We start from the raw sequence: 14,715 nt of genomic DNA, 5'->3' as shown, positions 1-14,715 counted from the left end.
TGAGGACGACGACCTTTGACGTTAGGCCACTCGCGCCGGATTAGCGTCGAAGGTTTCTCGGCTTCACCCGATAGAACCGCGCATGACCGTTCAACACGTTCAACATCCAGCGTGCTCACGACGGCTGCGCCAGCACCAGGCCCGACGATCTACTGGAAGTCACACCACCGGGCTGGAGGCGGATTGTGGTCGACCGCGCGCAAGGGCAGGCCGAGATCGCCGAGCTGGTCGGATCCCGCTGGGGGTCTTTACTCGATCAGGTCAGCGATACCGTCGTCGAACGAGACGAGACGCGGTGTCCGCCCCCGGCGGAACTGATGGACGCCCTCGCGCTGGCCGGTCTTCACCGGCTTTCCCTGCCGCCCGCTGTCGGCGGTGACGGGGTGGACGTGCTGACGTGGGGCATGGTGCTGGAGCAGATCGGCTACCGCTGCACGGATTCCGCTCTGCCCATGATCATCAACCACACCATCGACATCGCACGGTTCATCGCCGAGTCGGGCCGGGCCGATCTGATCGAGAAGTACGCCCGCCCGATCGGGCGGGGAACCATCGGCGCGGGTATCGCCTACACGGAGGACGCCGACGCATGGTCGTTCGACACCGTGCTCCGGCGCAAGGGTGACGACTTCGTTCTGACCGGGCACAAGACCTATGTGACCGCGGGCGTCATGAGTGACGTTTTCCTCGTCTATCCCCTCGACGAAACCGGTGACATGGTGGCGTGCCTGGTGGAACGGGACGATCCCGGCGTGACGGTGACCCCGGCGACGCCCTTGGGGATGAGGACCGCCGGAGCCGCCTCCCTCACCTTCGAGGACGTGCCTCTGCCCGCGGAACGGATCCTCGAGCCCAGCGACGGACTCACCCACGCCCAACGATTCCTGAGCAACCAGCGCCTGTGGATCACCTGCGCCCCGCTCGGTCGCGCCCAGCGGATCCTGGAGGACTGCGCGACATGGTTGTCCGGCAGTATCCGGTACGGCGAACCGGTCTCCGGGCTGAAGAACGTCGAAGCGACGCTCGGGCGGATGTACGTGGCGATCGAATCCGCCCGATCCATGCTGTACCGCGCGCTCACCCACGTCGGGGCGGGCCACGCGGAACCCGTGTTCGACCCGCTCCTGTCGGCCGCCAAATGCTTCGCGGCCGACCAGATCGGGTTCGTGCTCGAATCGGCGTTCCGCGTCATGGGCGGCCAAGGCTTCTACGGCTCACCGCACCTCGGCCGCTATCTGCGCGACTTCACCGGCCTCCCCGTCGTCGCGGGCACCAACGACATCCTGGAGGTCAATCTTGGGGCCGGGGTCGTGGCGCGATCACCTCGGCACGGCACGAAGGGACAGCGAGCATGAACATCGAGTTCACCGGCATCCTTCTGCGGGCCGCGAACAACACTCGCACGGTCACGCTCGAAGCCACCACCCTCGCGAGCGCGCTGGCCGAGCTGACCACCAGATTCCCCGCGATGGACCGAGTGCTGCTGGACAACACCGGCAACCTTCGCAAGGCGCATCGGGTCTTCCTCAACGGCGAACTGGTACCGCACCCCGAGCGCGGGATGCCCCTGAGCACCGGCGACCGGATCGAGTTCTTCACCGCTGTCGCCGGTGGTTGAGGACCGGCCGGAGGCGGCGACACCGCACGGAACACTCTGGAGTGCCAGCGCGCACGACTGGGCGGAGATCCAGGAGCGCACCATTCACCCCGCCTGGCTCGCCGTCCTGACCGAGCTGGCGCCGTCACGAGCAGAGCCGCTGCTGGATCTGGGCTGTGGTGCCGGCGGATTCGCCCGGCTGGCCGCCGGGCGAGGCGTCAGGGTCAGCGGTCTGGACACGGCCGCGAGACTGGTCGACATCGCCCGTACCCGAATCCCCGCAGGGGACTTCCGGATCGGCGATATGGAGCACATTCCTTTCCCCACCGCGGAATTCTCGGCGGTCACGGCGTTCAACAGCCTGCACTTCGCCCGCGACCCCGCTCGAGTCGTCGAGGAGGCGATACGGGTCACGCGCCCTGGCGGGCATATCGCCATCACGGCCTGGGGGCCACTCGCCGACTGCGACGCACTCGCCTACTTCCTCGATCTCGGCGGGCTCCTGCCGGCCATGCCCCACCGAGTGACGCCGTTACCAGACCAGACCGAGCCCGCGGCCGTCCGCGGGCTGCTGTCACAGGCGGGCCTGACCGTCGCCCCTGAGCGGGCCATCGAATGCCGTTGGGAATACCCGGATCTGGAGACCGCCCTGCGCGGGCTGCTCTCCACCGGCCCCGCGGCGGCCGCGATCGCCCATGCGGGGCTCGCGCGAGTGACGGAGACCATCACCGGGTCCATCGCACCCTACCGACGGTCCGACGGCTCATATCTGCTGCACAACGCCTGCTTCACCATCATCGCAAGCGTCACCTGAGCCCCTCACACTGGTGGCCACTGCCTCGAAGGGGCCGGTGATCGATGCGGTCGTTGACCGCTGGGAGGTGACTCGGCATGGTGATCACGACGTGGGTTCAGGCGACCGGAACCGTGTTGCTGGGGCTGGTCGGGCTCTGGTTCGCACACAACTATCGGCGGCAGATCCGGCTCAAACTCGCCGAACGCCAGGTCGAGTCGTACGTGCGACTCTGGGCGCTGACCGCGCCGGCAGCCCCCTTCCGCACTACTCCGTTGGAGCCCGCAGAGCTGAAGAAACTCCACGACGACATGAGCAAGTGGTACTTCGACGACGGCGACGGCATCCTCACCTCGTCCGCGGCTCGCGATCTGTTCGTAGGCGTCCACAGCAATCTCATCTGCCCGTTCAGCGAGATGAAACCGGCCGTACTGGCCGCGCAACTCACCGCGTTGTCCCCGGCCGACGCCGAACGCCGTCGCGGTTGCGGGATCATCCGCCAGATATCCCTCTTGCGGACGCAGCTGAAGAACGACTTGGCCATGCACTTCGGCGTCGGCTACTACCCCGACCTTCAGCCCGATGATCGAGCCTTCCTGGTCAGCTGTGGTCTGTCTCCCCGGCGGCGGCCGTGGCGACCACGTCGGCCGCGTTCCGCAGACCGGCCACGCGTCAGCTCATGCGTATGCGGCACCTGTCCGGTGAAGGCCCTCGCGTCGTGAACATCCGCTCGTGCCGATGAGCGGGCGAGTGCTCCATCCGCGTGAACGTGCCTTCCGGTCGCTGCGTTTCCCCGTCAGCAGGAGAAAACTCGCAGCCCGTCATGGCACTGACTTTCGAGAGCGACGATCTGGATGAGATCCAGGAATTCGTCAGCGGGGCTTACACGACGCTGCGGTTCAAGGCCCGCGCCGACGAGCGGCACCTGCTGCGGATCGACCAGCATCCGTTGGGGCCGATCAGCCTGGATCTGGTCGACTGGGGATTCGGGCTGGACGCCGTCGGTGCCCCGTTGGGCACCATCGACCTGGTCGGAGTGCACTCCGGCACCGTTCCCCGGATGGAAACCAGGGGCGGACAGGATGGCTATGGCCCTGGTGAGATCTTCCACCCAGGCCGCTTCACCCACCACTACCGCACCGCCTACGGCCACCCGCCCTACCGGACCCTGCTCCGCGACACCTAGCGAGACCTCCAGGCATGGCCGGCCTCGCCACCGCGGAACTCACCTTTCCTCTGCGCCGGAAGCGCGTCGCCATAGGGCGGAAGTGATCCTTTCAGCGCAGCAGGATCTCGCCTCGGGCGGTGGCGATCCCCGCGGCCGCAAGACGCGGCTCGCCGCCGACCATCCGTAGCGGCACATCAACCTCTCCCACCCACTGCCGCAGCTCGGACTCGTCGCCGCCGACCTCCAGATATGTCACCCGTCCCGGCGCACAGTCATGCGCCGCCTCGTCATAGGCACGTCGCCATCCCTCGATACGACCGGCGCGAGCGATGTCGTATTCGATGAAGAATGGCCGACCCTGTTCGACCTCCCCGAGCAACCGCCACCGCCCGGTGTCACCGCCCCCGCTCACCGGCACCATCCCCGATCCCGCCGCGCGAGCGTCGAGACCGTCCGGCTCCATCGCCCACGTGAACAACCGATCTCCCGCCGCGGTGAAGGCCGCCAAACGCTCCGCAGCCTCACTTGCGCCGGGATCCGTGGCGGCAACGAGCTCCAGATACACCGGCGGCGCGAGAGGAACGATCACGTTCGCGACCCCTGGCACCGGCGTTCCGCCAGGCACGGTCCCCAGGCCCCATTCGCGATGAAGCCGGTCTGCCGCTGCCTTGAGATCGCGCACTCCCAGAAGAACATGATCAAGAAAGTTCATTTGGTGAACGTTAACGAGTCGCCCCGGAGGACCACCACGCGCGCAGTGGGCGTTGTCACACGAGTTCACCACAATCGAATTCACTCGCGGGGGTGAACAGCCACTGTCGGCCATCCACGTTGCTCGGCGGGCGGCACACACCCGGGTTGAGTAGTTCTACTCGTGGTAGGCAGCAGGAACGCTGGCAATATCGGTAAGGACCCGCTCCGCTGGGAGCGGCCGACCTTGGGGGTTCCATGAAGTTTCCGCGTACCATCACCACGCTCGCCCTTGCCGCGGGCTTGGCCACCGTGCTGGCGCCTGCCGCGGCCGCCGACACCGTCGCGAGCCTGGACTTCGCTGCTGAGCAGGGCGCACACCCCGTCAGCGGCAGAAGCGGTCATTGGACCGCCTCGCCGGAGAACGAGGTGCGGTTTCGGGAGAACGGCGGAACCCTGCGCGTGGACGCCGAGACCGACCACGGTTTCGACTACATCGCGCTCGACTTCAGCGCGCCTTCCGGCCCCTTGCAGGCCGGAACCTACGGCCACGCGGAAGGAGCGCATATCCTCGCCGTCTCCAACGGTCTAGGCTGCGCCGACGACTATTCGACGTTCACGATCGACCACATCGAACGCGGCACCGAGGGGCTCGTCGCGCTCGACGCGACGTTCGAGCAGCGCTGCGGCAGCCCCACGTCACCTGCTCTGCGTGGTGAGGTCCACTACCGGCGCTGAGGCTGCGGTCAGGTGCATCGACCCGGTCACCGCGCAACCGGGTCGATGCACTCGCCGCGGTCTGTCCACTTCGGACGTTCGCCCGCTTCCCATGCCGGTAACCGCGGCCAGCGTGGGATCGTGGAACTCGACAACCGCGGGAGACACCGGTCGCAGCAGCACGGCGCCGTCGCGACCGCAGTCAGGCGAAGTGAAGAGGAGCGGGTATGACCGACGACGTGGCAAGCCAAGTGATCAAGGCCGAGCAGGAACGGATCCAAGGTCTCCTCGACGTGGATCGCGACACCTACGACCGCTTGCACGCCGCGGAGTACCGGTTGTGCAACCCCACCGGCACCGTGTGGACGAAGGCCGAATACCTGGATCTCCTCATCACCGGGCGGGTCGTCTACCGGGAACTGGAACTGACCGGCGACGTGGACGCCATCGTCGGCACCGACGTCGTCGTCCTCCGCTACCGGTGCGTCATCGAACTCACCGTCGACGGCGCGGACATCCCGCGGCACGAGGCCTGGCACACCGACGTCTACACCAAGGCCGACGGCACGTGGCGATGTGTCTGGTCGCAAGCCACCGGCATCATGGACGTTCCGTCGGCCACATCCTGACCGCGGGGCCCGAGGGCGATGGCGTTGCGGAGTCGGAACCGAAGGCCGGTGGATGTCCCGGATCTCATCCAGCGGCTGCGAGTTGCCCCCGGGGTGAGGAGCACCTCCAACGGCAAACCTGCTGCGTCGACCGCTAGGTGGAGCTTGGTCGGCAGCCCGCCGCCCTGACTCCGCAGACGGCAATTGCGCGATCACCGCCCACGCCCCACCACACAGCCCTAGTCGCCGCGGGGGCCGAAAGCGTGATCGAGGACGTCACGGGCAACGGTGACGCCGAGCTGATGCCCATCTTGGCTCGCGAAGCGGTAGTGCACCCCGGCCCAGATCCTGGCCGGGATCAGTTCCGCCATGGCCTGGGAGAGGCTGCGGTAGTGGCGGGTGGTGCCGGAGTCGGCGCTGTGGGCGCTGAAGGACAGGTCGTCGCGGCCGAAGAACTCGCGCAAGGCTGTCGTGGTGGCTGCGGTGAAGCAGGCGTGCCCTGACGGGTATTCCGGTGACGGCGCGGTGATCCGCAGTGGCTTCCAAGCCGGATCGGCGCCGGTGGCAGGGTTGCCGTCGGTGTCGGCGAGCGGGATCGCCGACACCGGACGCCAGAAGCTCCAGTGCTTCTTCTCCTTGTAGCAGGCGATAAGCGCGTCGGCGGTGGTTGCGAGGACCGCCACCTTCGCGACATGCGGCGGTACCACATCACTCTCCACCACGACTCGAAGACGAACTCGCCGACCGGAGCCGCGAACACGGACACCAGCACGGCAAGAAGCAGAGGACCAACTGCAGACGGTGCCCCAAAAGAATCGCTGTCGATCAGGCGAGCGTCAGTGGCCACGGCCCCCAGAGTGCTGCCGACGAGAGGGTTCTGGTCGAGAACAGCCGTTGTCCCGGCGTCCGGAGACCGGCCTGCCGTGCCCGACCACAGCCCGCGACATCGCCTGCCCAGGGGCCGGCCGTAGGTCACTCCACCGGGCGGTCGTCGCGCGCCTTCTTGGTAAGCGACCTGCTGACGTAGACCAGCCCGCTGGCCAGGACCACGATGTCGTCGAAGTACACCGGGTCAGGCAACAGGTCGAACGGGAAGACCGTGTAGGCCAGGGAAACCCAGTAGGCGGCTTTGGTCGGCACCGGCGTGCCCGGCTGATGGACCTGACGATGCTTCCGCACCAGTTTGGCCACCAAGAACAGCGCGACCAAAACGAGGACGATGACCACCACCACGGCCACGACGCCGAGTGTCGTCCACAGAGACTCCATGTGATCCTCTCTCATCAGGTCACGCCGGGGCGGATCCCGACAGGTGGCCGGCGCACAGCGACGGGTGCCGCCACTGGTCGTCGAGCAGGTCTGCCAGGCTGGTCCGTTGGGCGGCGATGATCCGCCAGATCGCGTCGCGGTCCGGCGCCGGTCGCTTGCTCGTCATGGGCGCTTGGCGACGCTGGGCGCGTCGGCACACGATGGCAGGCCCCAAGCCCCCACACCGTCTATGACCTGATCACCACCGTTCTCGACCGGTACGCCGTGGTCGACGCCACCGAGCAGCCACTGCGGGTACATCCCGCACGACTTCCGGCGACTGTTCACCACCGAAGCCGTCACCGACGGCCTGCCCGTCCACATCGTCGCCCGTCTGCTCGGCCACACCAGCATCACCACCACCGAGGTCTACCTCGCCGTCTTCCAGGACGACACCTACCGGGGCTGCCTCGAATAGCACCAAGCGACACGCCCACCGAGGAACGGCGACACTTCCACCAACGCAAAGTCGCCCTCGACGATTGCGCCCGACCGCATGGGACACCCTGCCAGCACGAACACGCCTGCGTACGCTGCCCGATGCTACGCGTCTCACCCACCCAGTGCCCCGGCTCACCACGATCAGGACGAGTCCGCGGGCGGACCAGGGTCTCGGCGGGGCGGCCCAGAAGTTCACCACCGCACGGCCCCTGCCGGGGAGCAGGCCGGCCCGGTTCCACGAGGTCTTCGCCCCTGACACCGATGATTCCCGTTATCGGGCAACGCTTCATGGCCATGCGGATGAACACGGACGTCGTCGAGTTCCCGGCAGGCCACCTGGCCATGCTCGGCGCGCCCGAAACCATCGCCCGTCTCATCATCACCGCGACCGAACGCTGACACCAGCCACACCGTGAAGCCCGCCGCCCCATCGGGACGGCGGGCTTCACGGGCGCCGAACGGAACTCGTGGCGGCTTACGGGTAGAGCGTCATCCCAGGATCGAGCGCGATCTCGGCCAGCTGCTCCAGGGTCAGGGGCGGCACCGGGCTGTCCGGTTTCCGGTCGTGCTTCGCGTCGACGGCGTTCGAGGCCTCCAGGATCACGCCGATCTTGTCGGCGCGGGAGACCTCGACCCGATGGATCGACGGTCCCCCGCCTTTGCCGGTCAGGATGGTCGCCACGATGACCTCCCCCTTCGGGCCGAACGACCGGTGACACACCTGTTCCATCCCTTCCGGAGTCTGGTCCACGCAGTCGGCGGGCATGTTCAGGCGGCCGCCCAGCCGCCCCAGCGTCGCTTGAACGCTCCCCTTCTTACCCGACCGGACCGTGGCCGCCCCCGCCACGAATTCATCCTCGCCGCCACTGCACGTGCCACCGTTGTTGGTCACCGGCCTTGCCGAATGGACGATCTGGAGCGGCCCCCGCCCGGGATCTCCGGTGGGGTAGTTCGCCGCGCTGGGGGTCAAGGTCGTGCCCGTCGCGAGCCGGGTGGTCACCGCGGTGGTCAGCACACCGGTGAGCCGCGTGGTCGCATCGGCCGGTTTCTCCGTCGGCACCGGTCCCATCAGCGTGGGGATCTCGCAGGGTTCCGGCAGTTCCGGCGCCGACGACGTGGCCGCCGCCGGACTCACCGCCCCGGGCGTTCCCGGTGCGAGCACGAAGGCCGCGCCGACGGCGACCGCCGCCACTCCCGCGGCCGTCACCACCCAGGGATTCGGCCGGAGCCAGGCCGTCTTCCGTTCCCGCGCCACGATCGCCTCGACGTCCACAGTGGACAGCGGGGCCGCGCCGATGATCTCGTCGATCCGTTCCTTGGTCATCCCGGTCTCCTTCAGCTCAAGGTGGTTTCGGCCAGCCGCGCACGCAACGTGTCGAGGCCCCGCGCGGTCTGGCTCTTCACCGTTCCCGCCGAACAGCCGAGAATCGCGGCCGTCTCCTCGACCGAGAGGTCGCAATAGATACGCAGTACGACGGCGGCCCGGCGCCGCGGCGGCAGGGCTTCGAGCAAGCCGAACAGCTGCGCCCTGTCGAGCACCCGGGAGTTCAGCTCCACCCCCGGTTCGGGCAGGTCGCCCGACAGTTCCTCACGCCGCCATGACCTGCCGCGCTCGTCGAGCCAGGTGCGCACCAGGATCCGGCGCACATACGCGTCCAGATGCTCGACGCCACTCGCCCGCTTCCAATGCCGATAGAGTTTGGCGATCGTGATCGACACCAAGTCGTCCGCGAGATGCCAGTCGTGGCAGAGCAGATAGCCCGTCCGCCGCAGCACCTCCATCCGGGACGTGACGTAGTCCCGGTACGCCGTTTCGTCGGACCGCTTCACCCAGGCCTCCCGTGTTTTTCGCTCACACCTCCTACAACCGGGAGAACGAGCGTTTGGGTTGCCCGCCCGCGGGTACTTAATGACTCAGATCCCCGTACGGTGCATCTCCGGGACGCCGAACGCGGGCGCAGCCCCGGATTGCCCGCAATCACCTCATAGTATCTCGATCTTCAGCCCGGTAAATGACCTGCTCCCGAGATAACGGCCACCAAGCGTCCTATCGAGATTCTGGGCAAGCAGGGATGCTTGTGTTTCGGGTTTCCTCGCCGCGGCGGCGCGCGATGTAGGCGCGAACGGAGCCGACCTGGATCTCGCGGCAGGGTCGCCAGCTGTGCGCGGGACTCGCTGCCCGTAGCGTTTCCCCGCCCCCACCCATGCCAGCTCCCGCAGGAACGACACCTCGTCGTGCCCTGCGGGGTACCGCGCGAAGAACTCGGCTTGCTCGGCACTGAAACGCACGAACGCCATGTGCGCCGCGGGTAGCCAGCCCTCCATGTCATCCAGCGACCGGCGAGCGGACCGCGGCGACCGCGTCACCGAGCGGCCACGGCCGGGACCGGCGTACTGGACGTTGTTCGTCGCCACCGTCACCACCCCTGCCGCCTCCGCCATCGACACCAACATGTCGTTGCAGGTGGAGTCCAGTGGCTGGCTGTGATCGTTCAGCTCCTGCCAACCCGGTTTCGCGGTCGTGACCTCGATCGCGGCGAGCGCCACCCGACCTTCTCGCTCACAATCACCACGCGGATGCGCAGAGAACACTGCCAGTCCGTCAATTCACGGCTTCTCAGCAGGACTCCGCTCGACGACCTCGGTGGCGCCTCGTTTGCTGAACGCCGCCCACAGGTTGAAACCCACCACCCCGACGCAGAGAGCAGCCCACAGCCAGACGAAGCCGTTGCCGCGGCCGATTCCGTTGACCAGAACGAACACCAGCATCGCCGTACCGCCCACGGCGCTGAACACGGCGACAGGTTTGGAGGGTTTCACCTTGTACGACGCCACCGGTCGGCTCCCCAGGTAGAACGAACTGCGACGAAACCGAGATGCCCCTATCCGCTACTGATCAAACGCAGCCCCACCGTGGACACCGATGTTGACCCATCTGACCCAAGGCACTGCGCCGAACGGTCGGCGCGGGCGTTCGCAGCGACTTGTTCCTGGCGGACCACAACCGTGGTTCGCAGTTCTGGCCGGGGAATGCTCGCGATGGCGTGACGGAGGTCGTTGTCGATGGGAACGTGGACCCTTTGTCCTTGTTGGACTTCCCGTCATCGATAAAGGCCGCACCCGGATCGGGTGCGGCCTTTATCGCCTACCGGGAATTCGTGCTCGCGGGCTGGTTCGCAGGATCCTGCTCCGCCTGGCCGAGCACCACGGTCATCCAATCGAAGAACGCGCAGCGGACGTCCTGTCGTGCCGACGAGCGACCGTTTCTGCACCAGCGGTCAGTCGGTCTCTCCGGGTGGCGTGGACGATTTCACCGGGGCGGCGACCGCCGGCAGAGTGCGCATCGCCTTGGCAGCAAGCATCGTGAGCGGCGTCGCTATCACCAGTACCGCCGCGGCCTGCACGGCGGCGATCGTGATCATGACGTCCAGGTCCGCGGTGCGCGCGGCGAACTGGAGGTAGTCCAGCAACGTCACCACCCGCTGCCCCAGTGCGGTGAGCGCGAACAGTGCCAGTGTCGTCGACCAGGACACCGTGGCGCTTCGCCAGCTCATCCCGGGCACGCTCAGGTACATGACGGCGGCGACGAAGACAGCGGTGCAGACCACGCCTGGCCAGTCCACCAAGGCCGGAGCAGTGAAGGAGGTGAGCAGCAGCGCGATCGTCAGGAGGGAGACACCGACCGGCAGCGCGATGAGCCACGGCCGTGCTTTCACCGGTGAAGCCTGCCGGTGGAACGCGGCCAGCGCCAGCACAGGCACCGCGTCCACGAGGAGCCCGGTGACCCGGGAGAGGCCGTACGCCCCCTCGACGGTCGCGAAATCCACGGCGAAGAAGACCACGGATGGGGCCAGGGCCAGTACCGCGAGCAGGCGCGCCGAGCGCCATCGCCCGGTCACCAGGGACAAATAGGCCGCCACCCACACCAACCCGAACAGGGCCTGCACGTCGGCGGCCCGATCGACGGCCACCACGTTCGTCACCCAGGGAGACCACAGGCCCGCCCCCAGACCGGCGAGAGCCGCCACCGCTTGCACGAGCAGCCCCACCAGCGCGAGCCGCCGCACCGTCTCACCCCAGGCGAGGTAACGGGGCGGCGAGCCGTCACCCCCGAGGCGCAGTCGCACCGCCAACGCCACGACACTGGCGACTTCCGGCAGGCTCGGCCGACCGTAGTCGGCGGCGAACTCCGCGTCTTCGGTGTCCTCGGGTTGCTCGCTCTGCAGGAAAGTGGCGACCATGTCCTCTTCCCACGCCTGCCGATAGGAAGCGGGAAGCAGTCGCAGAACCCGCCGGTACCGGTCCTCCAGGCGGTTCATGCCAGGCCCCCGGTGTCCGCGGGCCGCCACGCGCGCAGCCGTTCCGAGGCGGCGCGGGCGTTGGCGGCCTGCCGCCGGACCTCGGCCGCGAGGGCTGTGCGCCCGTCCTCGGTCAGCCGGTAGTACCGGCGGAGCCGCCCGTTGGCGACCTCTTCCCGGTCCGGCTCGACCAGGCCGTCCGCGACCAGCCGGTCCAGCACGCCGTACAGCGTTCCGACCTTCAGCCGCACACGGCCGTCCGAAAGATCGCTCACCTCGCCCACGATCCCGTACCCGTGACGCGTGGTGTCCACCAGCGCGGTGAGGACGAAGAACGCCTGCTCCGTCATCGTTCGACCTGCCATGGAACCAATATATCGTGAACCGATATATTGCGCCATGCGGAAGTCGGCCTCACCGGGCGTTGCCCAGGAACGGCGTGTCGACCCGCGATCGAGCGGTACAGACTCGGACCGGCGGGACAGAGCGCTGCGACCTGCTCAAGACCCCTGAGGCGTCCTTCGAGCGGATTGGCTTTTGCTCATGCGCAGGATCAAGGACGATCCCGGGGGGCAGGACCGCTTGGAGGGAGCAGGCCACGAATCGCGGCGATGGTGACGAAGGCCGTGGCCAGCGATTTTCCCGTGCAGGCCAGCGGCGGCCGTGGTGGCCGGCAGGGCGAGCAGCCCGACGTGGCGACCACGCAGCCCAGGCGGTGCCGCCTCACCGACCAGGGCGGTCAGCGCGGGAGACGTGCGTACCGCCGCAATCGTCAGACAGTCGTCAGGTTCAGCAGGCCGCGTTACCGGAAGAATATTCGCAAACCGAAGCATTCCAGGAGAGCGATGAGCGTAGAGACGCACAGACCGGAGGACGCCGTAGAGGACGTGATCGTCTGGCTGTCGAACGAGTTCTCGGCGAAGCTGTCGCCCGTGGCCGTCGGCGCCATCGTCCGCGCCACCCACCGGGACCTCAAGGATCAGATCGTCCCGGAAGCACTCGATGAGATGCTGCATCGCCTCGCCCGTGATCGCATCGCGCGTCTGGTGCGGGTCCTTTGATGCGCTACGCACAGCATTGCCCGATCGCGCTGGCGGCCGAGGTCGTCGGGGAGCCGTGGACCCTGCTGGTCATCCGTGAGCTGCTGCACGGAAGCACCTCGATCGCCGACATCGCCGCCGGGATACCGGGCATGTCGACCGGCCTCCTGACCAAACGGCTCCGCAAACTGGAGACGGCCGGACTGGTCTTGCTTCGGCAGCGCGAGGCCGCGTTGACCGAAGCCGGTCGCGAGCTGGCATCGGTCGTCGAACCGCTCGGCAGGTGGGGAGCGCGGTGGCTACCGCCGCCGCGATACGGCGATCTCGATCCCGCCCTGCTGCTGCGCGACATCGCCAGGGGGATCGACCGCACGACACTGCCTGAACAATCCGTCGCGATCCATTTCCGATTCACCGAATCACGGGGGCCACGGTGGTGGTGGCTGGTGCTCTCCCAAGAGGTGGCCGCGCCGACCTTCCATGATCCCAGACTGCCTCAAGCGATGCGGATCGACTGTACGCTCAGTGCCCTCGCCGGGGTCTGGCTCGGGCACATCGACTGGCTGGACGCCCTGAGAGACAAGACCATCGTGATCAGCGGCCCCCGCACCGCGGTTCGTCAGGCCGTCGTCTGGATCGGCGCCAGCCCCTACGCCACTACCGGCACCGGCGAGCCGACACTGTCCTCCTAGGACGATTGACCCACGAGTCGAAAAGCAGGACGAGGACTGCCGATGCCAGGGAGGCGCTGCCGAGCAGCCACAGGCCCAGAGCGGCCATGAGCACCGCCACCAGCGCGGCGTGGAGCACCGCGAAAAAACAGAAAGGATCGGGCCTGCCGAAGACCGGCCGGCGCCTCATGCCACTCACTGAAGCTCCCAGGCTATGCCGGCACGGTGCTCCAGGATCTCGACCGCACGCAATTCGGCGACCCTGGCCTTCTCCTCGGCCTCCTCCGCGAGTTGCCGGTGACGCCGCACTGCGAACGCGTCTTCCCCATGCCGGAGTGCTTCGCCTCGCTCGCGGTGGCCTTCAGCTCTCCGGATGGCCGCATCGGCCCGGTGAAGCTCGATCTCCCGTGCGGGCGTGCCACGAACGAATCTGCCTGCCAGCCCTCGATGTCCGGCCGCCGTGGCGAGTTCGTCATAAGCCATGTAGTGACAGGACGCCATCTCGGCTAGTGTTCGCAGCCGAGATGCGGAGCCGGGATCTCCCGCAGCGAGTGCCTCGGCCGCTTGTTCGAGATGTTCACCTGCCGAATGCCGGACCCGCGATGCCTCCCCACGAAGCCACCTCACCCGCTGTACGTAACCATCGTCCGGGCCTGTCTCAGCCGATGCCCCATCGACGTCCTTCGGCCGCGTCCCGTCCACGTACCTCAATTCGGTCAGCGCCCTGCTACGGAGACCGACTCTGGAGGTCATCACTTCTCCTTGCCCCTGCGAGCGCCGATCACACGATGAGCCTGTCACGGAAACGGGAAGAGCGACCTGACGAAATTCTTACGATCGACATGGGCCCCACCCAGAAGGAATATCAGGCCGGAGTGGGTTCCATGACAAGGCTCATGGCACGGCTGTCGGCTTCGCGTGCCGCGATCTCGTGCCTGCGCGCGGCGGCCTCGTCGCCCACGGTCCTGGCTGTGTACGCGGCGGCGCGTTCATGATGCGCTTCGGCCCGCCGGATCGCCGCGAACGACCTGTCGATCAGCAGCCTCCATTGTGGAGACTCACGAACGTGTTCCCGCGCGGCGGCCCTGGTCTCGGCGGCGTTGGCGAGTTCGTGATACGCGAAGCCTTGGTGTGCGGCCACTTCACCGAGAAGGCGCTGCGACTTCGCGCGCTGGAAGGACTCCGGCTCGTCACTCGCCTCGATTTCCTCCGCCAGGGTTCGATGCCCTGCGGCCACGGACCACACGCGATCGGCGTTGTCACGGAGCCGCCGTGTCCTGGACACGGCGCTCGTCCCGGCAGCCGCTATCGGAGCTACTTCTGTTGTCACGTTGTGATCCTCCTTCGGTTCGATGACCGCATATCCGACCCTGACACGGAGAAC

The 14,715-nt window shown here is 67.4% G+C and carries 23 protein-coding genes; 10 read left to right on the top strand and 13 right to left on the bottom strand.

All coding sequences use genetic code 11. The features are described 5' to 3' along the window. The first annotated feature begins 185 nt into the window (after window positions 1-185). From CVV72_RS01220 to CVV72_RS01200, 5 genes are all read left to right on the top strand, one after another. Window positions 186-1,355 (top strand): acyl-CoA dehydrogenase family protein, encoded by a 1,170-nt coding sequence (locus CVV72_RS01220; RefSeq protein WP_219150573.1) that lies wholly within the window; start codon window positions 186-188, stop codon window positions 1,353-1,355. Next, a complete protein-coding gene (locus CVV72_RS01215) occupies window positions 1,352-1,618 on the top strand; it encodes a MoaD/ThiS family protein (protein WP_219150571.1) in 267 nt (88 codons plus the stop codon). The genes CVV72_RS01220 and CVV72_RS01215 overlap by 4 nt, the downstream gene beginning before the upstream one ends. Then, window positions 1,611-2,411: a class I SAM-dependent methyltransferase gene (locus CVV72_RS01210; protein WP_219150569.1), complete on the top strand. Its 801-nt coding sequence runs from the start codon at window positions 1,611-1,613 to the stop codon at window positions 2,409-2,411. The genes CVV72_RS01215 and CVV72_RS01210 overlap by 8 nt, the downstream gene beginning before the upstream one ends. A gap of 77 nt (window positions 2,412-2,488) precedes the next feature. Next, window positions 2,489-3,112 carry a hypothetical protein gene (locus CVV72_RS01205; RefSeq protein ID WP_219150567.1) on the top strand — a complete coding sequence of 208 codons (624 nt, stop codon included), beginning with the start codon at window positions 2,489-2,491 and terminating at the stop codon, window positions 3,110-3,112. Between the two features lie 101 nt (window positions 3,113-3,213). Further along, a complete protein-coding gene (locus tag CVV72_RS01200; protein WP_219150565.1) occupies window positions 3,214-3,576 on the top strand; it encodes a hypothetical protein in 363 nt (120 codons plus the stop codon). 91 nt (window positions 3,577-3,667) lie between these two features. Here the strand turns inward: CVV72_RS01200 and CVV72_RS01195 are convergent, their stop codons facing one another. Beyond that, on the bottom strand, window positions 3,668-4,270 hold the full coding sequence (locus CVV72_RS01195; protein ID WP_219150563.1) for a VOC family protein: 603 nt from the start codon (window positions 4,268-4,270) through the stop codon (window positions 3,668-3,670). Window positions 4,271-4,506: 236 nt separating this feature from the next. On the opposite strand from CVV72_RS01195, the gene CVV72_RS01190 reads away from it, so the two are divergent. Next, complete coding sequence (locus CVV72_RS01190) at window positions 4,507-4,986, top strand: hypothetical protein (protein WP_219150561.1); 480 nt, start codon at window positions 4,507-4,509, stop codon at window positions 4,984-4,986. Window positions 4,987-5,192: 206 nt separating this feature from the next. Beyond that, window positions 5,193-5,594, top strand: coding sequence for a nuclear transport factor 2 family protein (locus CVV72_RS01185; protein ID WP_219150559.1), 402 nt, complete (start codon window positions 5,193-5,195; stop codon window positions 5,592-5,594). A gap of 218 nt (window positions 5,595-5,812) precedes the next feature. Here CVV72_RS01185 and CVV72_RS01180 read toward each other — a convergent pair whose 3' ends face one another. The 4 genes from CVV72_RS01180 to CVV72_RS41445 form a co-directional block, all read right to left on the bottom strand. Then, on the bottom strand, window positions 5,813-6,295 hold the full coding sequence (locus tag CVV72_RS01180) for a vanadium-dependent haloperoxidase (RefSeq protein WP_219150557.1): 483 nt from the start codon (window positions 6,293-6,295) through the stop codon (window positions 5,813-5,815). A 250-nt stretch (window positions 6,296-6,545) separates the two neighbouring features. Next, the gene (locus CVV72_RS01175) at window positions 6,546-6,842 is read right to left on the bottom strand and encodes a YkvA family protein (protein ID WP_219150555.1); all 297 of its coding nucleotides are present in this window, start codon (window positions 6,840-6,842) and stop codon (window positions 6,546-6,548) included. A 19-nt stretch (window positions 6,843-6,861) separates the two neighbouring features. Further along, window positions 6,862-7,008, bottom strand: coding sequence for a hypothetical protein (locus CVV72_RS01170; protein WP_219150553.1), 147 nt, complete (start codon window positions 7,006-7,008; stop codon window positions 6,862-6,864). Beyond that, window positions 7,005-7,241 (bottom strand): hypothetical protein, encoded by a 237-nt coding sequence (locus tag CVV72_RS41445; RefSeq protein WP_255632442.1) that lies wholly within the window; start codon window positions 7,239-7,241, stop codon window positions 7,005-7,007. The genes CVV72_RS01170 and CVV72_RS41445 overlap by 4 nt, the downstream gene beginning before the upstream one ends. Between CVV72_RS41445 and CVV72_RS41895 the strand changes: the two genes are divergently transcribed. Next, window positions 7,192-7,299, top strand: a complete 108-nt coding sequence (locus tag CVV72_RS41895; RefSeq protein ID WP_370641944.1) for a hypothetical protein — start codon at window positions 7,192-7,194, stop codon at window positions 7,297-7,299. The genes CVV72_RS41445 and CVV72_RS41895 overlap by 50 nt on opposite strands. A 498-nt stretch (window positions 7,300-7,797) precedes the next feature. Here CVV72_RS41895 and CVV72_RS01160 read toward each other — a convergent pair whose 3' ends face one another. From CVV72_RS01160 to CVV72_RS01135, 6 genes are all read right to left on the bottom strand, one after another. Continuing rightward, complete coding sequence (locus tag CVV72_RS01160; RefSeq protein WP_219150551.1) at window positions 7,798-8,646, bottom strand: hypothetical protein; 849 nt, start codon at window positions 8,644-8,646, stop codon at window positions 7,798-7,800. A gap of 11 nt (window positions 8,647-8,657) precedes the next feature. Beyond that, complete coding sequence (locus CVV72_RS01155; RefSeq protein ID WP_219150549.1) at window positions 8,658-9,152, bottom strand: SigE family RNA polymerase sigma factor; 495 nt, start codon at window positions 9,150-9,152, stop codon at window positions 8,658-8,660. Window positions 9,153-9,305: 153 nt separating this feature from the next. Next, window positions 9,306-9,869 carry a hypothetical protein gene (locus tag CVV72_RS01150; protein ID WP_219150547.1) on the bottom strand — a complete coding sequence of 188 codons (564 nt, stop codon included), beginning with the start codon at window positions 9,867-9,869 and terminating at the stop codon, window positions 9,306-9,308. Window positions 9,870-9,929: 60 nt separating this feature from the next. After that, on the bottom strand, window positions 9,930-10,157 hold the full coding sequence (locus CVV72_RS01145) for a hypothetical protein (RefSeq protein WP_219154433.1): 228 nt from the start codon (window positions 10,155-10,157) through the stop codon (window positions 9,930-9,932). A 443-nt stretch (window positions 10,158-10,600) separates the two neighbouring features. Then, the gene (locus tag CVV72_RS01140; RefSeq protein WP_219150545.1) at window positions 10,601-11,641 is read right to left on the bottom strand and encodes a hypothetical protein; all 1,041 of its coding nucleotides are present in this window, start codon (window positions 11,639-11,641) and stop codon (window positions 10,601-10,603) included. Beyond that, window positions 11,638-11,985, bottom strand: coding sequence for a PadR family transcriptional regulator (locus tag CVV72_RS01135; RefSeq protein ID WP_370641855.1), 348 nt, complete (start codon window positions 11,983-11,985; stop codon window positions 11,638-11,640). The genes CVV72_RS01140 and CVV72_RS01135 overlap by 4 nt, the downstream gene beginning before the upstream one ends. A 246-nt stretch (window positions 11,986-12,231) precedes the next feature. Here CVV72_RS01135 and CVV72_RS41440 point away from each other — a divergent pair, with 246 nt between their 5' ends. Both CVV72_RS41440 and CVV72_RS01125 read left to right on the top strand, forming a co-directional pair. Further along, window positions 12,232-12,681, top strand: a complete 450-nt coding sequence (locus CVV72_RS41440) for a hypothetical protein (protein ID WP_255632441.1) — start codon at window positions 12,232-12,234, stop codon at window positions 12,679-12,681. Further along, window positions 12,681-13,352: a helix-turn-helix domain-containing protein gene (locus tag CVV72_RS01125; protein WP_219150543.1), complete on the top strand. Its 672-nt coding sequence runs from the start codon at window positions 12,681-12,683 to the stop codon at window positions 13,350-13,352. The genes CVV72_RS41440 and CVV72_RS01125 overlap by 1 nt, the downstream gene beginning before the upstream one ends. 174 nt (window positions 13,353-13,526) lie before the next feature. Here the strand turns inward: CVV72_RS01125 and CVV72_RS01120 are convergent, their stop codons facing one another. Both CVV72_RS01120 and CVV72_RS01115 read right to left on the bottom strand, forming a co-directional pair. Further along, window positions 13,527-14,084 carry a hypothetical protein gene (locus tag CVV72_RS01120; protein ID WP_219150542.1) on the bottom strand — a complete coding sequence of 186 codons (558 nt, stop codon included), beginning with the start codon at window positions 14,082-14,084 and terminating at the stop codon, window positions 13,527-13,529. 112 nt (window positions 14,085-14,196) lie between these two features. Beyond that, window positions 14,197-14,661, bottom strand: coding sequence for a hypothetical protein (locus tag CVV72_RS01115; RefSeq protein WP_219150541.1), 465 nt, complete (start codon window positions 14,659-14,661; stop codon window positions 14,197-14,199). Between the last annotated feature and the right edge of the window lie 54 nt (window positions 14,662-14,715).

Source organism: Amycolatopsis sp. TNS106 (assembly GCF_019330265.1).
GTDB classification, from domain to species: domain Bacteria; phylum Actinomycetota; class Actinomycetes; order Mycobacteriales; family Pseudonocardiaceae; genus Amycolatopsis; species Amycolatopsis lurida.
This window is presented reverse-complemented; position numbering and strand designations above follow the sequence as displayed.

Coding starts and splice junctions, on each gene's coding strand:
- CVV72_RS01215 (WP_219150571.1), top strand. CDS start 1,352: ATGAACATCGAGTTCACCGGCATCCTTCTGCGGGCCGCGAACAACACT.
- CVV72_RS01205 (WP_219150567.1), top strand. CDS start 2,489: ATGGTGATCACGACGTGGGTTCAGGCGACCGGAACCGTGTTGCTGGGG.
- CVV72_RS01200 (WP_219150565.1), top strand. CDS start 3,214: ATGGCACTGACTTTCGAGAGCGACGATCTGGATGAGATCCAGGAATTC.
- CVV72_RS01195 (WP_219150563.1), bottom strand. CDS start 4,270: ATGAACTTTCTTGATCATGTTCTTCTGGGAGTGCGCGATCTCAAGGCA.
- CVV72_RS01190 (WP_219150561.1), top strand. CDS start 4,507: ATGAAGTTTCCGCGTACCATCACCACGCTCGCCCTTGCCGCGGGCTTG.
- CVV72_RS01185 (WP_219150559.1), top strand. CDS start 5,193: ATGACCGACGACGTGGCAAGCCAAGTGATCAAGGCCGAGCAGGAACGG.
- CVV72_RS01175 (WP_219150555.1), bottom strand. CDS start 6,842: ATGGAGTCTCTGTGGACGACACTCGGCGTCGTGGCCGTGGTGGTGGTC.
- CVV72_RS01170 (WP_219150553.1), bottom strand. CDS start 7,008: ATGACGAGCAAGCGACCGGCGCCGGACCGCGACGCGATCTGGCGGATC.
- CVV72_RS01160 (WP_219150551.1), bottom strand. CDS start 8,646: ATGACCAAGGAACGGATCGACGAGATCATCGGCGCGGCCCCGCTGTCC.
- CVV72_RS01140 (WP_219150545.1), bottom strand. CDS start 11,641: ATGAACCGCCTGGAGGACCGGTACCGGCGGGTTCTGCGACTGCTTCCC.
- CVV72_RS01135 (WP_370641855.1), bottom strand. CDS start 11,985: ATGGCAGGTCGAACGATGACGGAGCAGGCGTTCTTCGTCCTCACCGCG.
- CVV72_RS41440 (WP_255632441.1), top strand. CDS start 12,232: ATGGTGACGAAGGCCGTGGCCAGCGATTTTCCCGTGCAGGCCAGCGGC.
- CVV72_RS01125 (WP_219150543.1), top strand. CDS start 12,681: ATGCGCTACGCACAGCATTGCCCGATCGCGCTGGCGGCCGAGGTCGTC.
- CVV72_RS01120 (WP_219150542.1), bottom strand. CDS start 14,084: ATGACCTCCAGAGTCGGTCTCCGTAGCAGGGCGCTGACCGAATTGAGG.